We start from the raw sequence: 24,774 nt of genomic DNA, 5'->3' as shown, positions 1-24,774 counted from the left end.
AATTTTTTAAAGGAGAGTTGTATGATGAATGAATATGGTAAGTTTGAACAATTGGTTCAAAAGTTTGATCAAGGAAGCAAGCTAATTCGCGCATGGGAATTAAAAGGCGGAATTTCTGCACAGGTTACAGGCCTTGAAGTATTACATCCTTCAGGGCGGCTCATGAAAATGATCGTTCGTCAGCATGGTGATCCTGACCTAAAACGGAATCCAAATGTTGCAGCTGATGAACACAAGCTCCTAGGGATATTGAAAGCTGCAGGTTTGCCTGTACCGATGCCATATTACCTAGAGCAATCTTGCGAGATTTTTTCCAAGCCATGCATACTTATCGAGTTTATTGAGGGGAAGTCAGAATTCACACCCTCAAATCTCAATGATCATATCTTACAATCGGCAATAAATCTAGCAAAAATCCATCGTGTTGATTGTGCAAATCTATCTTTATCATTCCTGCCTAAATTAGAAAATACATATATCGAAATGTTAAATAATAACGATAGGGTAATCCTGGACGAAACATTAAATATGAGATTGATTAGGGATTTGTTAAAATATTTCACCCCTTTACCATCCATTAATAAGGAAGTGATCCTTCATGGTGATTATTGGCCAGGAAATCTATTATGGATAGAGGGTAAACTAGTTTCCATAATTGATTGGGAAGATTCAGGCTTAGGGGACCCTTTGATTGACCTTGCCAATAGTCAACTCGAAATCTTTTATCATTTTGGAATGCAAGCGATGAATGACTTCACCAATCAATATAAAACCCTGATGCCTGAGGTGAATTTTACAAACTTACCCTACTGGCAATTATTTGCCTCATTACGGTTATCTACATTTCCTGAATGGGGCTTGGAAAAGAGCAAGGAAAATAACTGGCGAAAAAGACACAAGTCATTTGTTCGTCAAGCGATTAACCGAATTCGTTTAAATTAATGCTTTTTAAAATGAGTGAAAAATCTGATATGCCCAGGATATTTTTGATAAAGGCATTTATACTAGTCCCTTTATCATTTATTTTCATAAACTAATAATGACTTTCAAAAAAAAATCCAGGAGGTGTTTAAATGTATAATAAGCCCTGGGGGCATCTGAAAGGCGGTCAATGCCCACGACAATATTGCCCACCTCACAGAATGCCTACACAGTATAATCCACCTCAAATCTCCCCAGCAAAGCAATATGTAAAAACCAATGTCATCAACACGGTGATTCCGGTTTTTCACCCGACACATACAACTACGGTGAATAAACACTTCAACACATATATACCGCATACCCGAAGTATCGTGAAAGAGTGTTATTCCCAAAGCTTTATTTGTGGAGTTCCTCAACCCCCTAGTTTTTCAAGGAGACTGGTAAGATATTAATTAAAAAAACCCCAATTCGGGGTTTTTATTAATTCCTTCCTCCATCCTTTGAATAATGAGTGTCAAAGGATTTACAACTGTCTAAATGCAAACTCCCTATACTTTTTAAAGTGTTGTTTTTGATAAAACTCTTTTGCAGCTTTGTTTTCAAACCAATAATCCAGTTCAATTAAATCTATATCATTCTTTTTGGCAATTTCATAGACCTCATTCATTAGTATTTTACCGTAACCTTTTTTGGTTTGATTTTCAACGATACTAAGCTGATGCACATAAACTGATTTATACGCATTTTTAAAAGCACTTTCTGGATATTTTTTAATTTCAATCCATACGTAACCGATCGGTTCTTCATGTTCTTTTAAAACGAGAAAAACAAAACTGTTATTTCCAACCAAACTTTTGAAAGATTCCTTCATTGCACTATAATTATATTCCTTAAAATACTTAGGATATAGTTTTGCATGCAGATCGTGGACATTTCTATTTAGTTTTGCAATTACTTCATGATCCCTGGTTTGACTAACATACATAATTATCCCCCTGACTATATCCTGTGAATTTCCATATACCAGTAATGTTCATATTCAAAGTACATTTTTTATATAGGCCAGTCAATAGCCTTAAAGAAGAATCACATTTCTAGAGAGGCAGGCAAAGTTCTTTTTTCATACTGGGTAAAAAAAAGATGCGAATTAACAGTTTGAACATACTAATAAATAAAGTGGAAAATATCATTATGATATTAGTAACCTATTTCCTTAATATACTGGAAGGTGATGATCATGACTTACCCTCTTTTTATTGTGACTGGCATTAGTGGCTCAGGTAAATCAGCAACTTCACTGGAATTGCAGAAAATCATGGTGGATTTCAATGTATTTGATATGGATCTTATCGTTAACAATGACGATTATCAAACAGCATGTGATAATTGGTTGAAGGTTGCCTATTATAGTGCTTATTCCGGACGTAATTCCGTATTATTCGGCAATGTACCCGATCCCTATAATGTTGAAATTTGCGACCATTTCCCTTTATTTGATCCAGTTCATTACCTACATCTTTATTGTAACGGTGAAGCGCGTACACAACGATTATCGGCTCGTGGCAAATGGACGGCTGACAGCATTAATTATATGAATGAACTATCTGAGAAGTTAGTTCAAGAAGCCAAAACATCAGTTCCACCAATACCTACTATAGACACTTCTACCACTTCCCCGCCCCAAGTCGCTAAGTTAATTAAACAATGGATAATGGAGAAGCTTGCCTAAATAAAGGAAAATCTTCTTATAAATGCAGATATGGACCTTTCTGATGAAATACGTACGTTTATTCCGAAATCCACTCTTGTCTGCTGCTGGCTTTCTTAGCCAAATAAACGTACCGGTATAACCAAAGCCTTTTTGTTTAGCTTTTGATTTAAGGGTCGTTAGTTGAAGAAGTAGTAAAAAGGGATCTTCCTATAGAAAATCCCTTTTTACATCCCGGTAACATCTGAATAAATTAACTAGCTTTGTATAGAGTATGCACTAAAGTGGGATACCTAAATTGTTGTGAACGTGATCTATTCTCCGCAGAATTGGAGCCCTAATCCTATTAAAGTTGTTGCTAATAGAGATGAAATACGGATTCTAAGTGTAGCTACATCATCAATTTATTCTATCGAGGTATATTTTAAAATAAATAATATACTTACAGAGGCTCTTCCCACAGTGTAAAAGTAAATTTATCCGAATAACTATTAATTAATTTCATATTCTACCGTTTCCCTATTTCTTAAGTAATATAATCGTTAAAGGAATAATTCGACAAAATTCCTAGAAATCCCTGTTCACCCTTCTTATATGTTGCTACCAGGTTCGAAGAAGCGGCTTATTGTATCACTTTAAGATGAATATTGAGCGTGAATTGCAAAGACAGAAAATATGAAACTGACTATAGGTGGTTTTAGTTTAATATGAGTCCTTTAGATGATAAGATTCTTGGGGGAAGTGGTCGAAAATAGATCAATATTTAGGAGGAGTTCATCTTGAATCCTTATGCGTTTTTGGCAATAGCCATCCTAAGTGAAGTGTTTGGCAGTTCGATGTTAAAAGTATCAAACGGGTTTAAAAGGTTATTCCCTTCCATTGGTGTGGTAATTGGAATGGGTTTGGCTTTTTATTGCCTGTCATTATCATTAATAACCATACCGCTTGGAACGGCTTATGCCATTTGGTCGGGAATAGGCACTGCTTTAACTGCTTTAGTGGGAGTTATCGTTTATAAAGAAAGCTTTAACGTGAAAAAATTTTTAGGTTTAGTCCTGATCATTGGAGGAGTTGTTGTTTTGAAACTCTCTAGTGGAGGCACTTCTTAACAATTTAGTAATCGGAGGTAATAATATGAACGGATACATAGCCTTAGGAATATCAATCATTAGTGAAGTATTTGGTACGACCATGCTTAAGTTGTCTGAAGGCTTTACACATTTATTCGCTTCATTTGGAGTTATAATTGGGTTTAGCATTGCATTTTATAGCTTATCTTTATGTCTTAAAACAATTCCGTTAAGCTTAGCCTATGCCATTTGGTCAGGAATAGGCACAGCTTTAACGGCAATGATTGGCGTACTATTATGGAATGAGCCATTTAGTATCACTACATTAGGCGGTTTAGTATTAATCATTGGCGGAGTGATTTTACTAAATGCTTCCCATACCACTAAACAAGCGGAAGGAGAGACAAACTAAGTTTGACTCTCCTCCTCTCCCCGCTCGTTCAAAAATAAAAATATCTTCAACGGCGGGGTTCTCATTTTGAATGGGACTGAACTTTCAAGAGTCAGTCCTTCATTTCTTCCTTAACCTTCACCAAGTCCTTCGTGCAAAGTCAGTGAACTTGAATTTATCGGGTCTATGCCTGGATTCGCTATATTGAAACAAGCTTCCATCGATTAAATGGACCGTACTTTTCACAACTGCCACCATATCGAAGTCTTCAATGTCCAATAATTGTTTATCTTCCTCACTGCATGGCTCCACGGTAATTTCCTTGTTGGAAAAACCAATCTGGAGCCCGAGATCCTTTTCGATATATCCATAAATAGAATCCTCACAAATTTCCTTGGTCAGGTTAGTTACGAATTCGCTTTTGAAATAGTCTTTGTCCAGTATGATTTTCTTCCCATTGATTTGGCGTACCCGGAACACCTTCCATATTTCACCATCATCAGTTAAGTCTAGAAGCTTGGCCATTTTTGAGTCGGGGGTCTCAAGCTCCAACTTGTGGATGATCGTTTTGGAATGCAAATTCAACTTTTCCACCATTTCTTTATAGGAAATCAACCCTGCTACAGGAAAATTAAATTTGCTAAAATCCAAGACAAAGGAACCCTTGCCTTTGATTTTATGGATATATCCATTTTGTTCAAGCAACTGTAAGGATTTTCTCACAGTATCCCTGGATATGTCATACTCCTCCATGAAGCTGCTTTCGGAAGGAAGCTTTGAATTTGTCGGAAAGGTTCCTTCTTCAATTTTTGAAACGATATCACCATATAGCGATAGGTATTTGCTGTTCATTTCATCACCACAATATATTTTTCTTAGTCTGTTACTCGTCCTTTTTCAACAAATAGACCACCGATTCATAGGGACGAAGGATAAAATCACCTGCAAGTTCTTTCGAATCGATATAGTTTGAGAGAAGGAGCTCTGAGTTGTATCCGGATAGGTCTATATCCTTTGGAATTTCGAAGACCGTTTCTTTTGCATAAAAGTTATTGACGACCAAAAGTTTCTCGTCTTCATAATTGCGTACATAAGCGTACAATTGGTCATGGTCGCCAAGAATTTCCTGATACTCCCCATATGCAATGATATCATGTTTCTTGCGTAAGAATATAAGTTTTTGGTAATGATGAAAAATGGAATCCTGATCCATAAGTGCGTGTTCAGCATTGATGATTTTGGCATTATCAGGCACTGCAATCCATGGAGTCCCTTTTGTAAAGCCTGCATGTTCCGCATTTCCCCACTGCATGGGAGTTCTCGAGTTATCACGGGATTTAGCTTGAAGGATTTCGATTATTTCCTTTTCTTCCTTGCCTGCCTCTTTTAAAATATTGTAATAATTAATCGATTCCACGTCCCGATATTGTCCAATATCATTGAATTTCGGGTTGGTCATCCCTATTTCCTCCCCTTGATAAATATAAGGGGTTCCCCTAAGCATATGAATGGCTGTTGCCAGCATCTTGGCCGATTCCTTGTGATACTCTTGATCATTCCCAAACCTGGATACGATCCTCGGCTGGTCATGGTTACACCAGAACAGGGCATTCCATCCATTTCCTTCTTGCATCCCATATTGCCAGCTGCTTAGGATTTCCTTTAACTGACTGAAGTCAAAATCTGCAAGTGACCACTTTTCCCCATCCTTATAATCCACCTTTAGATGATGGAAACTGAATACCATTGACAGCTCCTTTTCAACTGGAGATGAATATTTGATGCAATGGTCAATGGTCGTCGATGACATTTCCCCTACAGTCATCACCTCTTCATCTTTCCCGAAAGTTTCTTCATTCATCTCTTTTAGGAATTGATGAATCTTGGGACCGTCTGTATAAAAGCATCGTCCATCTCCATCTTTGTCATTTTCATAGATGTCAGGTTTCGAAATAAGATTGATGACATCCAAACGGAATCCTTTGACACCTTTATCCAGCCAGAAGTTTACTACATTGAAGATTTCCTCCCTCACTCTGGGATTTTCCCAATTAAGGTCAGCTTGTGTCCGATCGAACAAATGGAGGTAGTATTCATCATGTTCCGCTACATATTCCCATGCAGGTCCTCCGAATTTCGAAATCCAATTCGTAGGGGGCTCTCCATTTTTCGATTTCTTGAAAATATAATAGTCCTTATATTCTTTCTCTCCAGCCAATGCTTTTTGGAACCATTCATGCTCTGTTGATGTATGGTTGAATACCATATCCAACATGATTTGGATATCCCGCGAATTAGCCTCCTTCACCAATCTTTCGAAATCATCCATCGTCCCAAAAACAGGATCAATGGATGTATAATCAGCTACATCATATCCATTATCATTTTGAGGTGAACGATAAAAAGGGGTCAGCCAAATATAATCCACTCCCAGTATACTCAAATAATCAAGTTTTTCTATAACACCATTTATGTCCCCGATGCCGTCACCGTTCGAGTCCTTAAATGACTTCGGATAAATTTGATAGATCGTACTATTTTTAAAATCCTTCATTGTAATTCCTCCCCTGCTATCCCTGATGTATCTTTTGCCAGTATGGTAAAAAAAGAGGGAGAATGCTCTCCCTCCGCGTTATTAAGCATTTAATTTCGTTGTTTTCGTTCTTGTTTTCAAGTTCATATTAGGTCGCTTGGAGAATGCTATAGTCAAAATGAATGGAACAACGAATGCAACCAGCATCGCAAGTGCAAACATTCCCATATGCTGCGGCTGGATGGATAGGATACCTGGAATCCCTCCAACACCGATGGAATTTGCCATTACGCCAGATCCGACTGAAACGATGCCTGCGAAAAGTGAACCGATCATACCCGCTAAGAACGGAAAGCCGTATTTCAGGTTAATGCCGAACATGGCTGGCTCGGTTACACCGAGATAACATGAAATCGTGGCGGGTATGGAAACCTGTCTTTCCTCCTGGTCTTTTCTGTTGATGTAAATCATTGCTAGCACTGCCGTACCTTGTGCAATATTGGATAATGCGATCATTGGCCATAGGTTCGTACCGCCAAGTTCACTCATAAGCTGAAGATCGATTGCGTTGGTCATATGATGCAGGCCTGTGATGACAAGCGGTGCATAGGCAAAGCCGAAAACGGCAGCAAACAGCCAGCCAACTGATGAAGTCAATCCGGAATATACAACCGTAGAAATTACAGAACCGATTTTCCAGCCTATTGGCCCCAGAATGGTATGGGCAATGATTACAGTTGGAAGTAAAGCAAAAAATGGAACGACGATCATGGAAATGGAATTATGCACTTTATCTCTCAAGAACCGTTCTAAATACGCCAAGACGAACCCTGCAAGTATCGCTGGGATGACTTGTGCCTGGTAGCCGATCATATCGACTTGGGCAAAACCGAAATCCCAAAAAGGTATGTCACTTGCCTTTGTGTTTGCCACTGCATATGCATTAAGAAGCTGTGGGGAAACCAGGGTCAAACCAAGGACGATGCCGAGAATTTGAGTCGTGCCCATTTTCTTCGAGATCGACCATGTAATCCCAACAGGAAGAAAATGAAAAATAGCTTCACCTATCAGCCAAAGGAAGGCGTGTACCCCTGCCCAAAATTGTGAAATATCCACAAGGGTCTTTGTGCTGTCATCGAACATTTTTATATCCCCAATAATATTGCGGAAACCAAGAATGAGTCCGCCAACGACTATGGCAGGAATTAGCGGGGTGAAAATATCCGCAAGATGTGCAATCATACGCTGCAGCCAGCTCATATTCTGTTTTGCTGCATTTTTCACATCTTCTTTTGACGCTTCCTGAAGTCCAGCTATGGAAACGAATTCATTATAAAACGATGATACTTCGTTCCCGATTATGACCTGGAACTGGCCAGCTTGTGTAAACGTTCCTTTCACAAGCTTAATCGATTCGATATTCGTTACATCCGCCTTGGCGGGATCTTTCAACGCAAAACGCATTCTTGTCGCACAATGCGTAACCGTCGCAATATTTTCTTTCCCTCCGACATGTTGGAGCAAATCCGTTGCTGGTTCTGTGTATTTACCCATTTCACTACTTCCTTTCCCTAGAAAGCAAAATATAGTTGTTTTTATAACCTGTACGTATAGGTTCTGTATACGCTTTCATATTATCCTGTACGTACAGGATTTGTCAATAACTTTTTTACTCACTTTAAAAGGATTGATTATCATGTACTTTCAATCACTATTCTTTTATTGCTAATATGGATGTTTGATCACATTTATGTTATCCCGTAATTCTCAAGATAACGAGTAGCTGAAAAAATCCGAAATAGGGTATAATGATGACATAACCTCTCAATTAACATTTTACTGGTTAGAATTTAGCGGAAAATGGGAGATGAACTTATGTCTGAAACTAATAAATTTCCACTTATATCAGGTAATCTTTCTCTGGATTTAGTGAATACGGAACTGGTCAGTCGTGGTCAACGGCAAGACTTATTACTTTCAGAACGGGATGTGCTGGACTGGCTTGCTGTAATAAAAGGGAAAAACTCATTTTGGGATAATCAGCTATCCTTAAAAATTAAAGAGAGAATCGGGCAGGTATTTGTAGGCATTCTACAAATGCGTACTATTTTAAGAAAACAATTTGAGTTAATAGCAGATGGGAATCCGATTCCTGATGAGTTTATCGCCTTTTTAGAAAATAAAATCGAAAAATCACCTTTCACTTTTAAATTAAGTGATCAAAAACTTGTTCCCATACCTGTTGGAGAAGCGGAAGATATCCTGCAATCTTATATTGCCTTTGACTCCTTAAAATTAATTGAAGAAAATAAGCTGTCATCACTAAAGCGATGCTCGAATGATGATTGCGTCCTGTTATTTATCGATGAAAGCGGGAGACGCAAGTGGTGTTCAATGAAAATATGCGGAAATAGAAAAAAGGTAGCACGATTTCAACACCGGAAATCTGATGATGAATGAAGATCTAACTTATTAAATAAGTTTGTCTAACAGTTTTTTTAAGTTTGTACAATGTGAACGCTGCCTCCAGGGACTCGCTTTCCGCGGGCGGTCAGCCCTCGGCGCCTTTGGTGTCTCCCCTGGACGAGCTTTTCCCTCAGGAGTCTCGAACACCCGCTCCAATCAGCTTTGTTTTTACTTCTAGATAAAACCCTTTTGGCTAAAGTCTTTCCAACTTATTATATAAGTTGGTTTTTTTATGGACTTTCAAACTAACCTTTAAAATTAGTTTTGACAGGTTAGTTAATTTCATATAAAGTCTAATTATATAAAAAAGGAGGGGTCATATTGGACCGTATTTCAGTATCGAGTCATAAAGAAAAACGTTTTTTTCATATTCGTTATTTATCGAAGATGAAGGGAAAAGGAAGAAGCCCTTTACAGATAAATGTAAAGGACGCAATAACGGGACTTATTGGAGGGTTTTTAACTATATTCGCTTTAATTCTTTTAACAAAAATAACATCAGCAGTGTGGTTAATGGCTCCATTTGGTGCCAGCTGTGTACTGGCGTTCGGTCTGTGGAACGCACCATTATCACAGCCACGGAATATTATTGGCGGCCATTTCGTTTCAACATTCGTAGGTTTAGCTTCCTATCATTTTTTTGGCGACGAACCTTGGGCAATCGGATTGGCTGTCGGATTAGCAATTGCGGTGATGATGCTGACAAAAACGACGCACCCTCCAGCTGGGGCAGACCCGCTTGTAGTTATGCTTGGCCAGTATAGCTGGAGTTATTTATTTACACCTGTTTTAACTGGTGCTGTGATAATCGTTTTACTGGCATTGTTAATTAATAATTTACGCAGCAATCGGAGCTATCCAACTTTTTGGATTTGATGTAAATAGTATAAGCCTTTTGATGCGATAAACGATTTTAACGAAGAATATTCAAAATCGGAGAAAAGTGAATAATCTTCACATATATCTAAAAAACAAAAAGAGGAGCTAGGGTGCTCCTCTCAGACTGTTGCAAATTCGATATAATTGAATTTGTTCACAGCTTTTTTAGGTTTTTTTATATATGACCGTTGATTTCACCTCCAGGCACCCGCTTTCGGCGGGCGGTCCGAAAGCCTCCTCGGCGCATTTGCGCCTGCGGGGTCTCCCTTGGACGCGCTTTCTAAACAGGAGTCTCGAACACCCGCTCCAATCAACCTTGTTTTAACATTTAGATAGAACTCCTTTTGCTTACAGTCATTTTTGTTTTAAAATTGAAGTATTATAACCCTTTCGTTAACAACTGTTCTGTTCATTCGTAAACATTTAAGTTTCAGTGTTTAGTTTGACTTGTGTTTCTGCAACTTCCACACCATTTACAAGAAGTGATATTCGATGGATTCCCATATAATGTCGCCGTGTCGTCAGGTCTTTCCAATTGTGATTCCTCACTCTTTCAACTTCTTCACTACCTGAGAAATCCCTATCTAACAAAAGGAAAATTTTACGGGAAGTTTTCTGATTTGCTTTTACAAAATCGATGGCATACTCGATGCGTAGTTTTACTGAGTTCTTTTCTTGAACTCGAAAGCCGAAATGAAGTTCACTCGTTTCCCCAATAAAAATCGAGTCTGGTTCATTTCTAATAAATGCGTTTGTAATGATATTCGGATTATTCAATACATCCGTGTATCCAAATAATGAAAGGACTTCTGGATCTGCTTGTCGAACTAAGGTCCTGCATCCCCGTCTAATAATCCAAATCGTGTTGGGTTCTCCGCTTTCATACCAGCGCTTAGCTGTTTCTATAACGGTTTTGGGATGATCTTTGGCAATATCATTCAAGTTATTGGCCACACTTTTGCGAACATATAGGGATGGATCGTTTTTCAGGTTCTCAAGTAATTCCAAGACGGGTGCCGGATCGGATTTGAACATCGGTAAAGCTTGCCCCCAAGGTAACCTGGGCCTGCATCCCTCGCTAGCCAGCCTGCGGACATGCTCATCATCATGATTGGTCCATTCCTTCATCTTCTCGATCATTAAAACGGGATCAAGCAAGATAAAAGCACGGATTGCAAACTCGGAGGATGACCTTGCTGTAAAACGCTCCAACGCGTCTAGCGATAACGGCCAATCTTTCTTATTCAATCCATGTACCTCTACAAAATCCGGGAAAAATAAATATCTAAAACCTTCACAATCCTTATCAAGCCGATACAAAATATCCAAAGAATCTTGATAATCACTTGGAAGATGCTTTCCAAGAGTAATGGAAATGTGTCTTATTCGTTCTTTTAACTTCCTCTCGTCCCAATGCTCATCAATCACTTCCCCTATAAACGATTCAGTAGAGAAGGACGGATGGACACCCTTTACTTTTTCACCGAATTCACGAATGAACGTTTCATTATATAAATCCTTTAAAGGCTCAGCCATTTTTTTCACTTCTTTTCTTCAGGTTAAATTTGCTTTTGGATACTTGCACTACCTATCAGCAATCATTTCAAACTATGTTATGCACGATACAATCATTAAAAAAGGACAGCTTACTTTACAGAACAAGTCTGTCCAAAATCAAGTGAAGTTCATTCATCACTATTTGGAATGGCTGCATAATAGTTGATTCTATAGGAATCTATATACCTTTTTCCAATGGATGTAATCTTTGCACCAGAACCCGTTTCCCATAAGTCCATCTAATATCCCCATACAAAATACCTCCAGGAGTTTTCCTTTGTGTATAGTATGATAGTAGTAGCATATAAAGTAAAATATTCCTACCATATTAATGAATTAATCAAAACGACAAAAAGCCCACTCTGAAGAGCAAGGGCCTGCTTCTAGCTTTTATCAAAGAAAAAGGGTCAGTCCCCACTGAGTTAATACTTTAACACAGTGGGGACTGACCTAATTGTCTATTAGAAATTTTGATTTTAGCTTTATCTGACCTTTCTACTTATCTATTTAATTGTTTCACTTTTACAGGCTTTTTTTCCTTGCTTAATTTGATGATTTGACCGATAATACTGATGGCAATTTCTTCTGATGTTTCCGAGTCAATTTCCAATCCGATTGGAGAATGTACCTGCTCCAACTGTTCTTGCGTGACCCCTTCACTTTTTAACTTTTCAAATATGCTTATGACCTTGCGTTTACTGGCTACCATCCCAACATATGCAATCGGAAATTGCAGTGCCGTTTTTAATACAATATCATCACAATCTTTTGTAACAATTACCACATATGATTTTTCATTTAGGTTGGCTGCGAGCAAAGCCTTTCCAATATCCTCGTTCACAAAAAGGTTTGTCGCATTCGGAAAGCGTTCCTTTGTACAATAACCAACGCGATCATCGACAATGCAATAAGGATATTCAAGGAAATCAGCGAGCTTTGCCAACGCATGGCCTAAATGACCGGCCCCAGCCAGAATGAGTTCAGGCCTGCTTGTATAGACTTCAATAAAGACCCGTAACGTGCCGCCACAATTCATCTGAATTCCGTCTTTTGCATGTTTATTCAATTTATATTCAACGATTTTCGATTGGCCATCTTGGATCGCCTTTACACTATCTTCGATCACATAGTGTTCAGCCAAGCCCCCTCCGACAGTCCCTTCAATGGTACCATCCCGGTAGACAATCATTTTTCCAACATGCCTGGGAGTCGAGCCCTTTGATTCAATAATCATGGCTAAAGCAAAGGTTTCGTTTTGACGCGTCAGCATGGCCACTTTTTCCATCAGCTGCATGAAAAGCTCCCCCCTATCTTTAAACATTAATTCGGTTGATATTGCTTCATGCTGAGAAAATAACGTAAAAGATGTAACGCAACGGTTTTTCTGTAAGCCGCAGTGGAGCGTTGATCGTCGATTGGTCTAATGATCTTATCGAAGGCTGCCACAATTTCAGCGATGTCTGCATCGGCTAATGGTATCGTTTTTCCAACCAGCTTCCTCTCAATATCAATGGAACGAACCATCGTAGGTCCGACCGCCCCGAAGGCAAATCGAATGTCATCGATTCGATCTTTGCTTATCCGGACGAAACCCGCAAACGATACTTTGGCAATGGCATCTGCGTTGCGGTTGCCAACTTTCTCGAAAACGACATGTGAATCTCCTAATACGAACGGCAGAATAATCTCCGTTACTATTTCATTGTGAAAGCGTTGAACCTGTCGTGGACCTTGAATGAAATCGCTAATCGCAACCATGCGATCACCATTTACGGAGCGCAACAGAAGCTTTGCATTGTATACATATAATAAAGGAAGCATGTCACCGGCTGGAGAGGCGTTGCAAATATTACCGCCTAATGTTCCCCGGTTTCTAATTGCCGGGGCAGCAATTGTTTTAATTGCATTCTTTAAAGCAAAAGGAATCAACGGATTTTCAAGTAATTCACTATAGGTACAGCAGGCCCCGATGTGGAGATCCTTGTGATGTTGATACACCTGCTTTAATTCGGAAAGATGATTAATAAAAACAATCGGTTTAGGGATTTTTGGAGGTACTCCCCTTCTACTTTTGTGAAGAACCATAACATCGGTGCCTCCGGCTATGATTGCACAATCTTCTCTATTCAATTGGCTCAAAGTTTCGTCTAAACGCTCGAAGCGATACGCTGTTATTTTCTCTATCATAAGCCATCACCTTTTTTAGCTGCTAGGTTAATCGCCTCAACAATCATATTGTAGCCCGTACATCGGCACAAATTTCCGGAGATGCCCTCACGAATTTCAGCCTCTGAAGGATGAGGATTTTCAGATAACAAAGCTGCACTTGCCATAATCATTCCCGGTATGCAATAGCCGCATTGCACTCCCCCGGCTATGGAATAGCTTTCATCTAAAATTTTAAATTGTTCCGTTTCAATGATGCCTTCGATCGTTTGAATATCGGCACCAGCAATCGAGCCAATTGGAATAAGGCAGCTGTTTTGCAGGAGGTTATTCACAAAAACACTGCAGGCTCCGCACTCCCCTTCACCACAGCCTTCCTTTGTTCCGATTAACTCAAACTCATCTCTTAGTAAATCTAGTAATCTTGCTGTAGCAGGGGCGTCAGTTTCTACCGTTCTTCCATTTAGTGTGAATTTAATCAACCCTCTTCACCTTCTTTCATCCAAAGACTTTCAATAATGACTTCCGGTGTAATCGGAATTTGCTGAAAAGAAGTGTGCAGGGCATCCTCAATCGCAGCTTGGACTGCTGGAGCGCCTCCGATTAAAGTCAATTCACCTGCACCCTTCGCCCCGTATGGACCATCAGCATAGGGGTTATCAAAGACCTTGCTTTCAATTGAAACAATATCCAATGAAGTCGGCGGTCCATAATCCGATATGCTTTTTTGTTGGATTCTACCTTGTTTTGACGTCATCTTTTCTAGATAACCATATGCTAGCCCTTGAGCCAAACCACCGTCAATTTGGCCTTTCATAATCCGTTCATCGATGACCTTCCCAACTTCATAATTGCCGTATACTTTTTCTAACTTTAAATTACCTGTTAACGTATCAACTTCTACTTCAACGATATTAACGCCCCATGAATAAGCCGGGTAGGCATCTCCAGTGAAGGTTTTCTCGTCCCAAGGAATCATTTCACGGTGAACATAGTGCTCAACCACTTCCTGTTCCACCCCTGTTTGCCACTGATTCTTAAGTTTTTTTGCGGCCCGCTCAAGCAATTTTCCGACAATCATCGTCGTCCTGGAAGCTACGGTCGGACCCGAGTCGGGAACCTCTTTTGTGTCGGGATAAGGGTACAAAATATCTTCGAACGGGAGGTTAAGTTCTTTGGCGACAATTTTACACAACGTAGTCAAAATACCTTGTCCCATATCAGAGTTTGAGATTTTTAGTGATACCTGGTCGTCCTTTGATTTAACCAGTTTCACCTTTGCTTTAATATGATCTCTTTCGCCACTGCCAGTAAATCCACAGCCGTGGAGGAACAGCGAAGTTCCTATGCCTTTTTTATAGCGCTGATTTTGTTGATTTAAGCGCTGAAAGTCTTCTTTTTTCTTGTTGTATTCTGACACGTTGAGTACGTCCTCAATCATATCTTCCACTAATATCGGGTCGCGGAATTTACCTTTGGTGATGGTGGGGTCTCCTTGTTTGACGAGGTATTTTCGTTTATATTCAAGCGGGTCGATTTTTGCCAGTTTACTAAGATGTCCAATATGACTTTCGATTCCGGCAAAGCTTTGAGGAGCACCAAAGCCTCTGAAGGCGCCGTTCGGAACGGTATTGGTTTTTAAGACATAGCCTTTTGCATGAAAATGCGGAATTTTATAAACACCGGCACTGTTTAATAATGCGCGCTGCAGCACGACAGAGCTCAATCCAACATTTGCCCCTCCATCGAGAAAGATGTCAACACACATGCTCAAAATATTTCCTTCCTTATCAAGGGCCGTCCGATATTTGAGTTTGGCCGGATGCCTTTTCGTCGTTACCAGCATATCCTCAGAACGGTCGAACACGAGCATTACCGATTTTTTTACTGCTCTTGCGGCAACGGCTACGTGACAAGCCATCATAGAAGGATAATCTTCTTTGCCGCCAAAACCTCCGCCGGTAGGACTTTGAACAACTCTAACTTCATCGTCACCACAGGCTAATGCGCTTAGCAATGCATTTTTTATATAATAAAGACATTGCATCGATCCCTGGACGACAATTTCATCATCCTTATAAACGGCGAGCATTCCTTGCGGCTCAAGATAGACATGCTCCTGATAACCCGTATCATATTCTTCTTCGATGATTTGATGGGCTCCCTGCTCGATAGCTGAAATGTTGACTAAGCTTTCCCCAAATTCATAGCTTGCCAAAACTAAGGATACTGATTTTTGCTTGATCGCTTCGTCCAATGTATAAATAGCCTGATGTTCTTCAAATTCAACCTTCACTTCATTTAACAAACTGTACAGGATATCCAGATCTTTGCCCGTGAGCATGAGAATTGGCTCACCAATATAATTGACCCACTCATTGGCAAAAATGGGCTGATCTTCTTTGATAATTTTGACATAATTCGGTCCGGGGATATGCTCTGCTCCAACAGCTTCATACCCTTCTGGAAGATTAGGTAATTGAATGGATATTATTTTTCCATATGCAATTGGCGATCGATACAAAACACCATAAACCATATTTTCCACTTTTACGTCACTAATATAGGGCAACTGGCCCGATACTTTACCTTTATGGTCCTTTTTGGGCACTGAGGTGCTTATGTCATTGAGATTCATTGCAACAACACCCTTCGACTCATTTTTTTAATGGGACATATTCTGAATAGAAACCTCTTCCAATGATTTTATCAATGAGAATGATCTTTTATGATTCATTTCTATTCAAGATTTTCGTAGTTTTTATTTTTATTTTTACTTCGAGAAATTTAAAGCATTATCATATTCAATGGCTTTTTGGTAATCCTCCGGTGTATCAACATCCATTAATACTCCCGCATCATCTACATTCATGTATTGCTTTTCGTAACCGCCCAGGACCACACGCAAATTACTTTCTGGATTGGTTTCGAGAATTTTCTGTTTCACTTCGCTTGATAATTTAATGGGATGGCCGCCTTTATAGTCAAAGCTGGGAATAACCACGTTTCCTTTGTGTTTTGCTAGTAGCTGAACAGTCTCTTTTTTTACAAGCGGACAATCGCCGGGTGTTATAAAGAAGGTTGGGTCATTCACTTCGTTGCAGCCCTTTTGAATGGAATGAAACATTCCCTGGTTAAAGTTTTCATTATAAACAAACTTGATCTGAAATGAATAGGCATTTTCACTGATAATTTTGACAATTTCCTCTTGGATGATTTCCGCTTGAAATCCAGCTACGACGATGACCTTGTTGCATAATCCTTCAAATTTAGAGATCGTTTGCTCCAACACGCTCATTTGCCCCATCGGCAAAGTCATTTTAAATGCATTCGCTCGGCTGGAATATCCAGCAGCCAGGACGATTGCTTCCATATTCGTCACCTTCTACCTATCATTTTTCTTTAATATCACAATAAAATCACAAGCGGAGGAAGGATTTGCTGTATGGACTATTAAGAGAACATAGTGTTTTTTCTTTATATGCGTAAAAGCCTCATTATATTACTCATGGTACGCTTCACCGTAGTTATTTAAGAGGCAAAAAACAGACAGGATAAATATTTTCCTGTCTGTTTTAGTTTATTCAAAATAAGAATCAGAATCATTTCACCCCTAAATTTTCACAACATTGAAATTATTTTAGGTGTAAACTATGTTCCCACATACTATATGTGTAGAGTGCTGACGGTAGGAAAAATACAAAATAAAGATGAGATGTAGTGGTGCATCTTTGCTTATCTATTTTCTTGTTCATGAATTAAAGGTATACAGCACGGTAATTTAACTAAGTTAGTTTCACCTTTTAAAACTCCTAAAGATATCATTATCTTTAACCTTATTAGGTTACACACTGTAAATAATTCTAATCAGATGGTCGTCGCCATCTTCATGAATACGTATTTGTTTATAATAATGTATATATATTGATTTAATAGTGGAATTACCTTAGAATTAAAACAAAGATTACCTTTTTAGGATATCGAACCCACCCACCTTTAGCAAAGAATGGAAGGGTTCAATGAAAGGCATTGTCGTTAGAAGTCTCCTTTACGGGACCGCTAACGACAATGCCTTTTTCTTTAACTAAATCTAAATATAAGAAAGACAAAACATTTCTAATAAAAGAATGAGTGTTGTTTCCGCTATTTATTTGAATAATTTGAAATAAGGTAATTTCAATGACTAGGAGGTCTTATAAATGGAGTTTGTTACAAGTGTAAACTCATCAGTCAACATTAAAGTAATTGGTATTGGCGGCGGAGGAAATAACGCCGTTAACCGTATGATCGAACATGGAGTTAAAGGTGTAGAATTTATAGCTGTTAATACAGATGCACAAGCTCTTAATTTATCAAAAGCAGAGATCAAGATACAAATCGGTGCAACATTGACAAAAGGTTTAGGATCAGGGGCAAATCCAGAGGTAGGTAAACAAGCAGTTAAAGAAAGCAAAGAGCAGATCCAAGAAGCATTAAAAGGTACAGACATGGTACTCATTACAGCCGGAATGGGCGGCGGTATAGGAACGGGTGCTGCCCCTGTCATTGCTCAAATTGCCCGTGAGCTTGACATACTAACCATTGGCGTTGTAACACTTCCGTTTGCGTTTGAGGGCAATAAGCGTGCAACACAAGCAGCAGGAGGAATCTCCTTAATGAAGAAAGCAGTGGACACAATAATTGTTATTCCAAACGATCGCTTATTGGAGATTTTACATAAAGATACACCAATGCTTGAAGCATTTCTTGAAGCGGATAATGTTATTCGCCAAAGTATCCAAGGTATATCGGATTTAATTGCTGTACCAGGTTTAATCAACATTGATTTTGCAGACGTGAAAACAATCATGTCCAATAAAGGGTCTGCCTTAATAGGCATTGGCAGAGCAACAGGTAAACATCGCGCTGCGGAAGCTGCAAAGAAAGCCATTTCCAGTCCGTTACTTAACACTTCCATCGACGGAGCCCAAGGTGTGCTAATGAAACTCACAGGCGCCAATATAAGTCTATATGAAGTACAAGAGGCAGCAAATATTGTTACTTCCGAGGCAGACTCAGAGTTAAATATGATTTTCGGTTCTGTTATTAATGAAAACTTAAAAGATGAAATTATAGTAATTATCATTGCTACTGGCTTGAATGATCAGGAGGTTCCATCATTGAAAATGCCTGCGCGCCCTTCAATAACAGAAATGGAAAAACGGCTTTCACACGAGTTTTGATGCAAAAATTTACTGTTTAGTATTTGACCGAACCCTGGAAGTGTAATACTCAAAAATATTTAAAATTATTGAACAATGCCACAAAGACCACAGTTAGTGAAAGTCAAATAGAAGGTATGGGGCAAGAATTATCTGAAAGTCCAGAAGATGGGACATAAATAGTTTCTATTAAGCTCCTTTTAACCTTTTCATATCCATAAAAAAGGTATGGAACCTGAAAACAGTAATAGATCAGTTTGTTTTCCCGCTTTTTCTATTAATAGATTGCTTTCTTCCACATATCATATTGAAAGGAAATGAATTGTACCTTAGGAAACATGGGAAAGTGGATTGATATGGATTCATTGAAATTTAAGAATGGGGACCTCTTTACGGAGGTCCCCATTAATGAAGGCAAGGTTTCTTGTTCAACGGTACAATTCATTACGGAATATCATGTCCCATCGAGCTTGTTAAAATGTTAAACCATTGTTCTTTTTCCATGCTTAGGTTTAGTGAATCAATGGCGCTGTCCAATCGTTCTTTCTTACCTGATCCAACGATCGGAATGATTTTTGCAGGATGTCTCAACAGCCATGCATACATCACTTCATCTATTCCATTGGCCCCGATTTCTTCTTTTACGATTTCTAACGTTTTTCTTAAGCGGACAGCCTTTTCATTCGACTCCTCAAAAATGCTTCCTCCTGCAAGCGGTGACCATGCCATCGGCGCCACGCCCATTTCCTGACATAAGTTCATGGTTCCGTCTTCGAAGTTTTCAAGATTATATGCAGAAAGCTCCAGCTGATTCGTCACAAGCGGATATTCTAGATAAGATTGAAGCATATCCCATTGCGGTTTTTTGAAGTTCGATACTCCAAAGTTACGGACCTTCCCTGATTCCTTTAATTGATTAAACGCCTCAGCCGTTTCCGCAGGGTCCATCAGGGGATCAGGACGATGGATAAGTAATAAATCAATATAATCCGTTTTAAGATTCATAAGAGATTGATCAACAGACTTTATGATATGGGCTATACTAGTGTCATAATGGTGACTTTTATGGGAAGGACGGTTTTTTGATTGAAGAACTATGCCACATTTCGTAACGATCTCCATTTTATCGCGTAAAGATGGCTTTAATGAAAGTGCGTTCCCGAAAATTTCCTCACATGTATAACTTCCATATATATCGGCGTGATCATATGTAGTGACGCCACGATCCATTCCGTGTTCAATAAGAGATAGGATTTCCTCTGTAGAAAATCTCCAATCCGCTAATCTCCACATACCGTGTACAATTCGTGAAAGACTAAGCTCATCAGTTAGATTGACTCTTTGCATGTTTTTCTCCCCTTTGATCTTGCTAATTAATTGTTTGTATTTCTATCATGATTATCCTACGTTAATTTGTGTCAGTATCATTCGCTGCTGCCTTGAACAATAGTATAATTTAAAATTTCGGAGAATCCTAATTTTGAGTGACCCTATGCCATATTTCTTTTGTTAAGGTTCATGAACTTTAACAAAAGAAATCTTGTCGTGCCATTTCACACGTTAGGTCCATTAGAAAAAGGCTGCCGCAGCAACCTCTTAAACCCTCTATCAGCATGAATCACTTCGTTAGTTCTTTTGTGTTTTCTCGTGTAATTCCACGATTTCTATTGCTAAATCTTTTGTTGTCATGGAAGTCATCAAGTGATCTTGAGCATGGATCAGGAGCATTGGAATATCGAATTCCTCACCATTCACTTCTTGTTGAATCAATGCGGTTTGGATTTTATGTGCCGCAACGAATTCTTGTTCCGCTTCCTTTAATTTATCCTGGGCATCGCTTGATTTACCTTGTTTTTGCAAGGCGATGGCTTCCATTGCACAACTGCGGGCATTCCCGCTATGGAGAATTAATTGAAATGATAATTCAGAGAGGTCCTCTTTCGTTTTCGTCATATTAACACCCCTTTTGATAGTATGTTATTTTGATATTAATTGGAGGGCCGTACGCAATACTTCCTTGCCATTACATGATCCATAATGCATGGGATTAATCGTATCTACCGGTACTCCTTTTTCATCCCCTATTTTCTTTATATCATTAAGTAAATAACGAACTTGAGGGCCTAAAAGTATAACATCGACCTCATTTATATGGTTTCTTACTTCCATAGTGGCAACAGCCTGGATTTTCACGTTCAATCCTTCTTCCATCGCCGCTTTCTCCATCTTATTAACCAATAGACTTGTGGACATTCCTGCAGAACAGCATAATAGTATATTCATCATTATTCCTCCTTAAAAATTAGGTTCAGGTTATTTAATCAATCTAAATGTGCCCCATGGTTTAATGTAATCCAGCAAAAAATGTTCCTCTGTTACAACATGGGCGACTGCATTTTTTCGTTCATCCAATGGCATGTCCCTTAAGATGACTTGAAGTTCGCCTTTGTATTTTCCAAAAGAATCATTGCCGATGAAAACGGACCCTTTGCACTGTGGGATACTTTCCCGGACTGTAAAATCTTCATTCGCATATTTTTTCCGGACCTCCACTGAACGGACCATATACTCACTGATATCACCACGGCGAAGGTGTAATTCATCCAACACAACCTTTTGCTCAATTGGTGACGCATCCGAATGGAGTTCCACTTTCAGCTCGATCATGTCACGCTGTAATGATCCCAGCATTCTTAGTTCCTCTTCACTAGCGTAAGCATTCCCGATGATGACATCATCAATTAAACCCGTTGCCCATAGATGCTTGGCTTGTACATCAATTGAAAGCTCACGATGCTGTTCTAATGTACATAATCCATCATTTATACTCCAAGGACCTATATCACCAGTTTGTGAAGTAACAAATGCAGCTGTACGAATGCCATGTTCTTTAAAACGTTTACTGCAGGCAATGAAAAAGTCGTAAGGAAGACCTGTGAATTTTTGGGGATAGAAATTATGACAGCCAATGATTTGATTTTTATTCCCTTGATGCGTCAGTATGTTCGATAAATAATCGACATCATTACTCATATTCAATTCGATTTTCAATCCGTAAGGGTTATAGGTCATTTTAGCTTCTTTCAAGCCATCGAACCCAAGGTCCAGACGAACGCCGTCAGCTCCCATTTCTGCGAAAAAACTTAAATCATCATAACTAATATCAAACTTGTCGAAAACAGCTGGAGCAACATCAAGAATGACTTCCATATGTAGCGCTTTCGCATAAGAAATAATATTTTTATATTCTTCCATGACAATTTCATATGGTTTTGAAACCGATAATAAACACGTGAATATTCGTTCAAAACCATAACTATGGGCAAGTTTAATATATTGCTTGTCTTTATCCGGTGTAGAGTGTTCCGGATAAATTGAAATACCTAATCTTCTCATAAGCTATCATTCACTCCTTTTCTACTTTCTTTCCATTGAGCCCGCTTAGCCTGTAATCCCATTAAATAATCACGGTAGCGGGAGGATACCATTACAGAACAAATAATCGTTGGTACAATGACAATTAAATAATAAGTCGATCCCATTGCGGTAAACAGAAAGATAGAAAAACTAATGATTAAAATAGACAGGCCAACCGATTTCCAGGGTGTTAATTTTTCACCTAGCCCTGTTCGGGAAAAAATGATTTGTGCCCCTACAAATGATAGAGTTGCAAATATTATTTCAAGCATATTTAATGTCCGCTTTCTTTTCTTCCGGTCCAGCTTCTATTTTATTTTCATCACGTAAATGCTGCTTCTCGAACATCTTGAAAAAGGGAAAATAGATCATTAAAGAGATGACAAAATTCAATAAAACCAGAACCCCTGCCATGATTGTCCAATTTGTACTGATGACAGCGGCAATTGGACTAAAGACCGTAAACGGCAGTTTAGCCATTATCATTGGTATTAACCCTAATTGAAAGAATGTATAAGAAACGATGACATTTACCAAAGGGGCAACGATGAACGGAACCATTAAAATGGGGTTCATGACAATCGGCGCTCCAAAAATGATAGGTTCGTTTATATTAAAAATCCCTGGAACAAAGGACAGTTTACCCAGTTCTTTCAAATACTTCGATTTTGAAAATAGGAATAGTACAACAAGTGATAATGTCGATCCCGCCCCGCCAATCCATACGAACCATTGAATGAATTGTTCGGTAAATAGATTGGGCAAATTTGCCGCATTACCCGTTCTCGCAAATGCATCCATATTCTCTAGAATCGCCGAATCCCACATCGGCCGTATGATCGGACCCAATATTGCCGGTCCATGAATACCCAGCGACCAAAAGAAAACAATGAGAAAGACTGTAAGCAGGCCACCTATTAAACTATTACCAACCAATAAATTTTTGAGAGGTGACACCAAAGTAGTGATGATCGAGTTAATGTCAAAGCCTAAACCATAACGAATGCCCCAGAAAAGAAGGACCACGACCAATGTTGGAATCAGGGCTGCAAAGGAATTCGAAACCATTGGCGGAACGCTTTCCGGTAATTTGATTTTTATATCGCGTTTAATCAAAAAATGAAAAATCTCGACGGAAATCAACGATGTTACTATTGCTCCGAATAAAGAGGCTGCGCTTAAAGAGCTGATAGGTAACCAGCGACCCGCTTCTATTACTCCTGGAACGGATTCCATGACTTGGGTAGGCACAACGCATGTAATCAGAAAAGCTAAGACTGATAGAAGACCTGCACTGAGCTGATCTAATTTATAATGTCCTGCCAGCGCTGACCCAACCCCAAAAGCTGCATATAAAGCCATTGCTCCCACTGTAAACCGAAAAGGAACATCCAAAGCGGCACGATAAGGTGCAATCCATTCGTCATACCCAGCGATTGGAAAATTCAACAAAATAACAAAGAATGATCCAATGATCGTCAGTGGAAGTGTTGCCAGAACACCGTGCCTGATCGCTAGCAGATGTCTTTGTGAACCAATTTTGTTTGCAACTGGAAGCACTTTCATTTCGAGTAACCCCATAAAATTATTCAATAACTTTTCCCCCTTTTTGAATAAGAGTCTGAAAAAACAAACAATTACAATAAATAAACATTATAACGTTATATTGATTATGTCAATATTTTTATTGAAAATATAGTTTGTGTTACAAACTTTGAAATATAGGAATACACAGTGCAGTTTTATAGCCGCTGTTGATAAAAGAGGTGCAAATCCTTCTCGTGACTCCCCCAAGTACAAAAAAAACAGGAAATTGATCACTGTCAATTTCCTGCTTTCTTTTTAAAATTACTCTTCACTTCCAGAATTGGAAAGAAGGAGGGCCAAAATGAACCACAAGCATACTTACATTTCCCTACACTATATTTGTTTAACATCAATTAAAGGTATATGATAGATTAAAAGTCTGAAGGTGGAACGACCTATCAATTCTGAAACGAAAAAACCTATAAACATTACCATCAATCCGCACTTGACTAATAGACTCGCTAATTTGGCTGAAGAAAGAGGTATCCCCATCGAAAGACTGATGGATAAAGCGGTAGACTTGCTGCTTGAATACATGGAAGACAATGAGACGGTTAATCAGGTGAAATTCAGTAACAACGAAGCGATTGAAAAGAATAAAGAAATGATTGCAAGAAGTAGAGAATTCATCAATAAAAAACAAGCACTTACCTAGGTAAAGTGCTTGTTTCATATAAACTCGATGAAAATCAATTTTGCCTACAGTTTTTTATGATTTTTACAATTTAAACGTTAAATCACTCCAGGCACTCGCTTTCCGCGTGCGGTCCGGTAGCCTCCTCGGCTTACGCCTGCTGGTTTCCCCTAGACCCGCTTTTCCCGCAGGAGTCTCGAACACCCGCTCCAATTCTTTGTTTTAACATTTGGATAGAACT

The 24,774-nt window shown here is 39.0% G+C and carries 25 protein-coding genes and 1 pseudogene; 10 read left to right on the top strand and 16 right to left on the bottom strand.

The annotated features are described in order from the left end of the window. Positions 1 to 21: 21 nt before the first annotated feature. Positions 22 to 942, top strand: a complete 921-nt coding sequence (locus ACYP5M_RS01050) for an aminoglycoside phosphotransferase family protein (protein WP_459734502.1) — start codon at positions 22 to 24, stop codon at positions 940 to 942. A gap of 131 nt (positions 943 to 1,073) precedes the next feature. Continuing rightward, positions 1,074 to 1,376, top strand: a complete 303-nt coding sequence (locus ACYP5M_RS01045; RefSeq protein WP_434169264.1) for a CotD family spore coat protein — start codon at positions 1,074 to 1,076, stop codon at positions 1,374 to 1,376. Between the two features lie 71 nt (positions 1,377 to 1,447). On the opposite strand, the gene ACYP5M_RS01040 is transcribed toward ACYP5M_RS01045, so the two are convergent. After that, positions 1,448 to 1,909, bottom strand: a complete 462-nt coding sequence (locus ACYP5M_RS01040) for a GNAT family N-acetyltransferase (RefSeq protein WP_452444829.1) — start codon at positions 1,907 to 1,909, stop codon at positions 1,448 to 1,450. Between the two features lie 252 nt (positions 1,910 to 2,161). Between ACYP5M_RS01040 and ACYP5M_RS01035 the strand changes: the two genes are divergently transcribed. The 3 genes from ACYP5M_RS01035 to ACYP5M_RS01025 all read left to right on the top strand — a co-directional run bounded on the left by ACYP5M_RS01035 (position 2,162) and on the right by ACYP5M_RS01025 (position 4,114). Further along, positions 2,162 to 2,653 carry a DEAD/DEAH box helicase family protein gene (locus ACYP5M_RS01035; protein WP_452444828.1) on the top strand — a complete coding sequence of 164 codons (492 nt, stop codon included), beginning with the start codon at positions 2,162 to 2,164 and terminating at the stop codon, positions 2,651 to 2,653. A 758-nt stretch (positions 2,654 to 3,411) separates the two neighbouring features. Then, positions 3,412 to 3,741 (top strand): DMT family transporter, encoded by a 330-nt coding sequence (locus tag ACYP5M_RS01030; protein WP_101221634.1) that lies wholly within the window; start codon positions 3,412 to 3,414, stop codon positions 3,739 to 3,741. Between the two features lie 25 nt (positions 3,742 to 3,766). Continuing rightward, a complete protein-coding gene (locus tag ACYP5M_RS01025; protein ID WP_452444827.1) occupies positions 3,767 to 4,114 on the top strand; it encodes a DMT family transporter in 348 nt (115 codons plus the stop codon). A gap of 117 nt (positions 4,115 to 4,231) precedes the next feature. Here the strand turns inward: ACYP5M_RS01025 and treR are convergent, their stop codons facing one another. The 3 genes from treR to treP form a co-directional block, all read right to left on the bottom strand. Next, a complete protein-coding gene (treR, locus tag ACYP5M_RS01020) occupies positions 4,232 to 4,945 on the bottom strand; it encodes a trehalose operon repressor (RefSeq protein WP_402942096.1) in 714 nt (237 codons plus the stop codon). A gap of 31 nt (positions 4,946 to 4,976) precedes the next feature. Then, positions 4,977 to 6,647 (bottom strand): alpha,alpha-phosphotrehalase, encoded by a 1,671-nt coding sequence (gene treC, locus ACYP5M_RS01015; RefSeq protein ID WP_452444826.1) that lies wholly within the window; start codon positions 6,645 to 6,647, stop codon positions 4,977 to 4,979. 81 nt (positions 6,648 to 6,728) lie between these two features. Next, a complete protein-coding gene (gene treP, locus ACYP5M_RS01010; protein WP_101221630.1) occupies positions 6,729 to 8,180 on the bottom strand; it encodes a PTS system trehalose-specific EIIBC component in 1,452 nt (483 codons plus the stop codon). 321 nt (positions 8,181 to 8,501) lie between these two features. On the opposite strand from treP, the gene ACYP5M_RS01005 reads away from it, so the two are divergent. Both ACYP5M_RS01005 and ACYP5M_RS01000 read left to right on the top strand, forming a co-directional pair. Next, positions 8,502 to 9,086 (top strand): CGNR zinc finger domain-containing protein, encoded by a 585-nt coding sequence (locus ACYP5M_RS01005; protein WP_452444825.1) that lies wholly within the window; start codon positions 8,502 to 8,504, stop codon positions 9,084 to 9,086. Positions 9,087 to 9,413: 327 nt separating this feature from the next. Continuing rightward, positions 9,414 to 9,968, top strand: coding sequence for an HPP family protein (locus tag ACYP5M_RS01000; RefSeq protein ID WP_452444824.1), 555 nt, complete (start codon positions 9,414 to 9,416; stop codon positions 9,966 to 9,968). A gap of 426 nt (positions 9,969 to 10,394) precedes the next feature. On the opposite strand, the gene ACYP5M_RS00995 is transcribed toward ACYP5M_RS01000, so the two are convergent. Further along, a complete protein-coding gene (locus tag ACYP5M_RS00995; protein ID WP_452444823.1) occupies positions 10,395 to 11,507 on the bottom strand; it encodes a DNA alkylation repair protein in 1,113 nt (370 codons plus the stop codon). Positions 11,508 to 11,598: 91 nt separating this feature from the next. Here ACYP5M_RS00995 and ACYP5M_RS00990 point away from each other — a divergent pair. Then, positions 11,599 to 11,687, top strand: a pseudogene (locus tag ACYP5M_RS00990) (IS6 family transposase); the annotation flags it as partial. Positions 11,688 to 12,027: 340 nt separating this feature from the next. Here ACYP5M_RS00990 and ACYP5M_RS00985 read toward each other — a convergent pair. The 5 genes from ACYP5M_RS00985 to ACYP5M_RS00965 all read right to left on the bottom strand — a co-directional run bounded on the left by ACYP5M_RS00985 (position 12,028) and on the right by ACYP5M_RS00965 (position 17,067). Further along, complete coding sequence (locus tag ACYP5M_RS00985) at positions 12,028 to 12,822, bottom strand: XdhC family protein (RefSeq protein ID WP_063592958.1); 795 nt, start codon at positions 12,820 to 12,822, stop codon at positions 12,028 to 12,030. A gap of 26 nt (positions 12,823 to 12,848) precedes the next feature. Continuing rightward, positions 12,849 to 13,715 (bottom strand): FAD binding domain-containing protein, encoded by an 867-nt coding sequence (locus tag ACYP5M_RS00980; protein WP_427572937.1) that lies wholly within the window; start codon positions 13,713 to 13,715, stop codon positions 12,849 to 12,851. Further along, on the bottom strand, positions 13,712 to 14,176 hold the full coding sequence (locus ACYP5M_RS00975; protein WP_034312987.1) for a (2Fe-2S)-binding protein: 465 nt from the start codon (positions 14,174 to 14,176) through the stop codon (positions 13,712 to 13,714). Before ACYP5M_RS00975 ends, ACYP5M_RS00980 begins: the two co-directional genes overlap by 4 nt. Continuing rightward, complete coding sequence (locus ACYP5M_RS00970; RefSeq protein ID WP_452444822.1) at positions 14,173 to 16,332, bottom strand: xanthine dehydrogenase family protein molybdopterin-binding subunit; 2,160 nt, start codon at positions 16,330 to 16,332, stop codon at positions 14,173 to 14,175. The genes ACYP5M_RS00975 and ACYP5M_RS00970 overlap by 4 nt, the downstream gene beginning before the upstream one ends. Positions 16,333 to 16,467: 135 nt before the next feature. Then, the gene (locus ACYP5M_RS00965; RefSeq protein ID WP_452444821.1) at positions 16,468 to 17,067 is read right to left on the bottom strand and encodes a nucleotidyltransferase family protein; all 600 of its coding nucleotides are present in this window, start codon (positions 17,065 to 17,067) and stop codon (positions 16,468 to 16,470) included. An 826-nt stretch (positions 17,068 to 17,893) separates the two neighbouring features. On the opposite strand from ACYP5M_RS00965, the gene ftsZ reads away from it, so the two are divergent. Beyond that, the gene (ftsZ, locus tag ACYP5M_RS00960) at positions 17,894 to 18,916 is read left to right on the top strand and encodes a cell division protein FtsZ (protein ID WP_452444820.1); all 1,023 of its coding nucleotides are present in this window, start codon (positions 17,894 to 17,896) and stop codon (positions 18,914 to 18,916) included. Positions 18,917 to 19,339: 423 nt separating this feature from the next. Here the strand turns inward: ftsZ and ACYP5M_RS00955 are convergent, their stop codons facing one another. The 6 genes from ACYP5M_RS00955 to ACYP5M_RS00930 all read right to left on the bottom strand — a co-directional run bounded on the left by ACYP5M_RS00955 (position 19,340) and on the right by ACYP5M_RS00930 (position 23,905). Continuing rightward, positions 19,340 to 20,242, bottom strand: coding sequence for an aldo/keto reductase (locus tag ACYP5M_RS00955; protein WP_434169253.1), 903 nt, complete (start codon positions 20,240 to 20,242; stop codon positions 19,340 to 19,342). A 279-nt stretch (positions 20,243 to 20,521) separates the two neighbouring features. After that, positions 20,522 to 20,848 (bottom strand): PTS lactose/cellobiose transporter subunit IIA, encoded by a 327-nt coding sequence (locus tag ACYP5M_RS00950; protein ID WP_459734501.1) that lies wholly within the window; start codon positions 20,846 to 20,848, stop codon positions 20,522 to 20,524. 24 nt (positions 20,849 to 20,872) lie between these two features. Next, a complete protein-coding gene (locus ACYP5M_RS00945; protein WP_434169648.1) occupies positions 20,873 to 21,178 on the bottom strand; it encodes a PTS sugar transporter subunit IIB in 306 nt (101 codons plus the stop codon). Between the two features lie 30 nt (positions 21,179 to 21,208). Continuing rightward, positions 21,209 to 22,291 (bottom strand): DUF871 domain-containing protein, encoded by a 1,083-nt coding sequence (locus ACYP5M_RS00940; protein WP_459734500.1) that lies wholly within the window; start codon positions 22,289 to 22,291, stop codon positions 21,209 to 21,211. Continuing rightward, entirely contained in the window at positions 22,288 to 22,584 is a 297-nt protein-coding gene (locus ACYP5M_RS00935) for a hypothetical protein (protein ID WP_053534586.1), read from the bottom strand. The genes ACYP5M_RS00940 and ACYP5M_RS00935 overlap by 4 nt, the downstream gene beginning before the upstream one ends. Next, positions 22,577 to 23,905, bottom strand: a complete 1,329-nt coding sequence (locus ACYP5M_RS00930; protein WP_459734499.1) for a PTS sugar transporter subunit IIC — start codon at positions 23,903 to 23,905, stop codon at positions 22,577 to 22,579. The genes ACYP5M_RS00935 and ACYP5M_RS00930 overlap by 8 nt, the downstream gene beginning before the upstream one ends. 379 nt (positions 23,906 to 24,284) lie before the next feature. Here ACYP5M_RS00930 and ACYP5M_RS00925 point away from each other — a divergent pair, with 379 nt between their 5' ends. Further along, positions 24,285 to 24,554 carry a ribbon-helix-helix domain-containing protein gene (locus ACYP5M_RS00925; protein WP_459734498.1) on the top strand — a complete coding sequence of 90 codons (270 nt, stop codon included), beginning with the start codon at positions 24,285 to 24,287 and terminating at the stop codon, positions 24,552 to 24,554. Positions 24,555 to 24,774: the final 220 nt, after the last annotated feature.

This window comes from Peribacillus sp. N1 (assembly GCF_054600815.1).
Note: the sequence above shows the minus strand (reverse complement) of the source record. Positions and strands in the feature narration are given on the sequence as shown.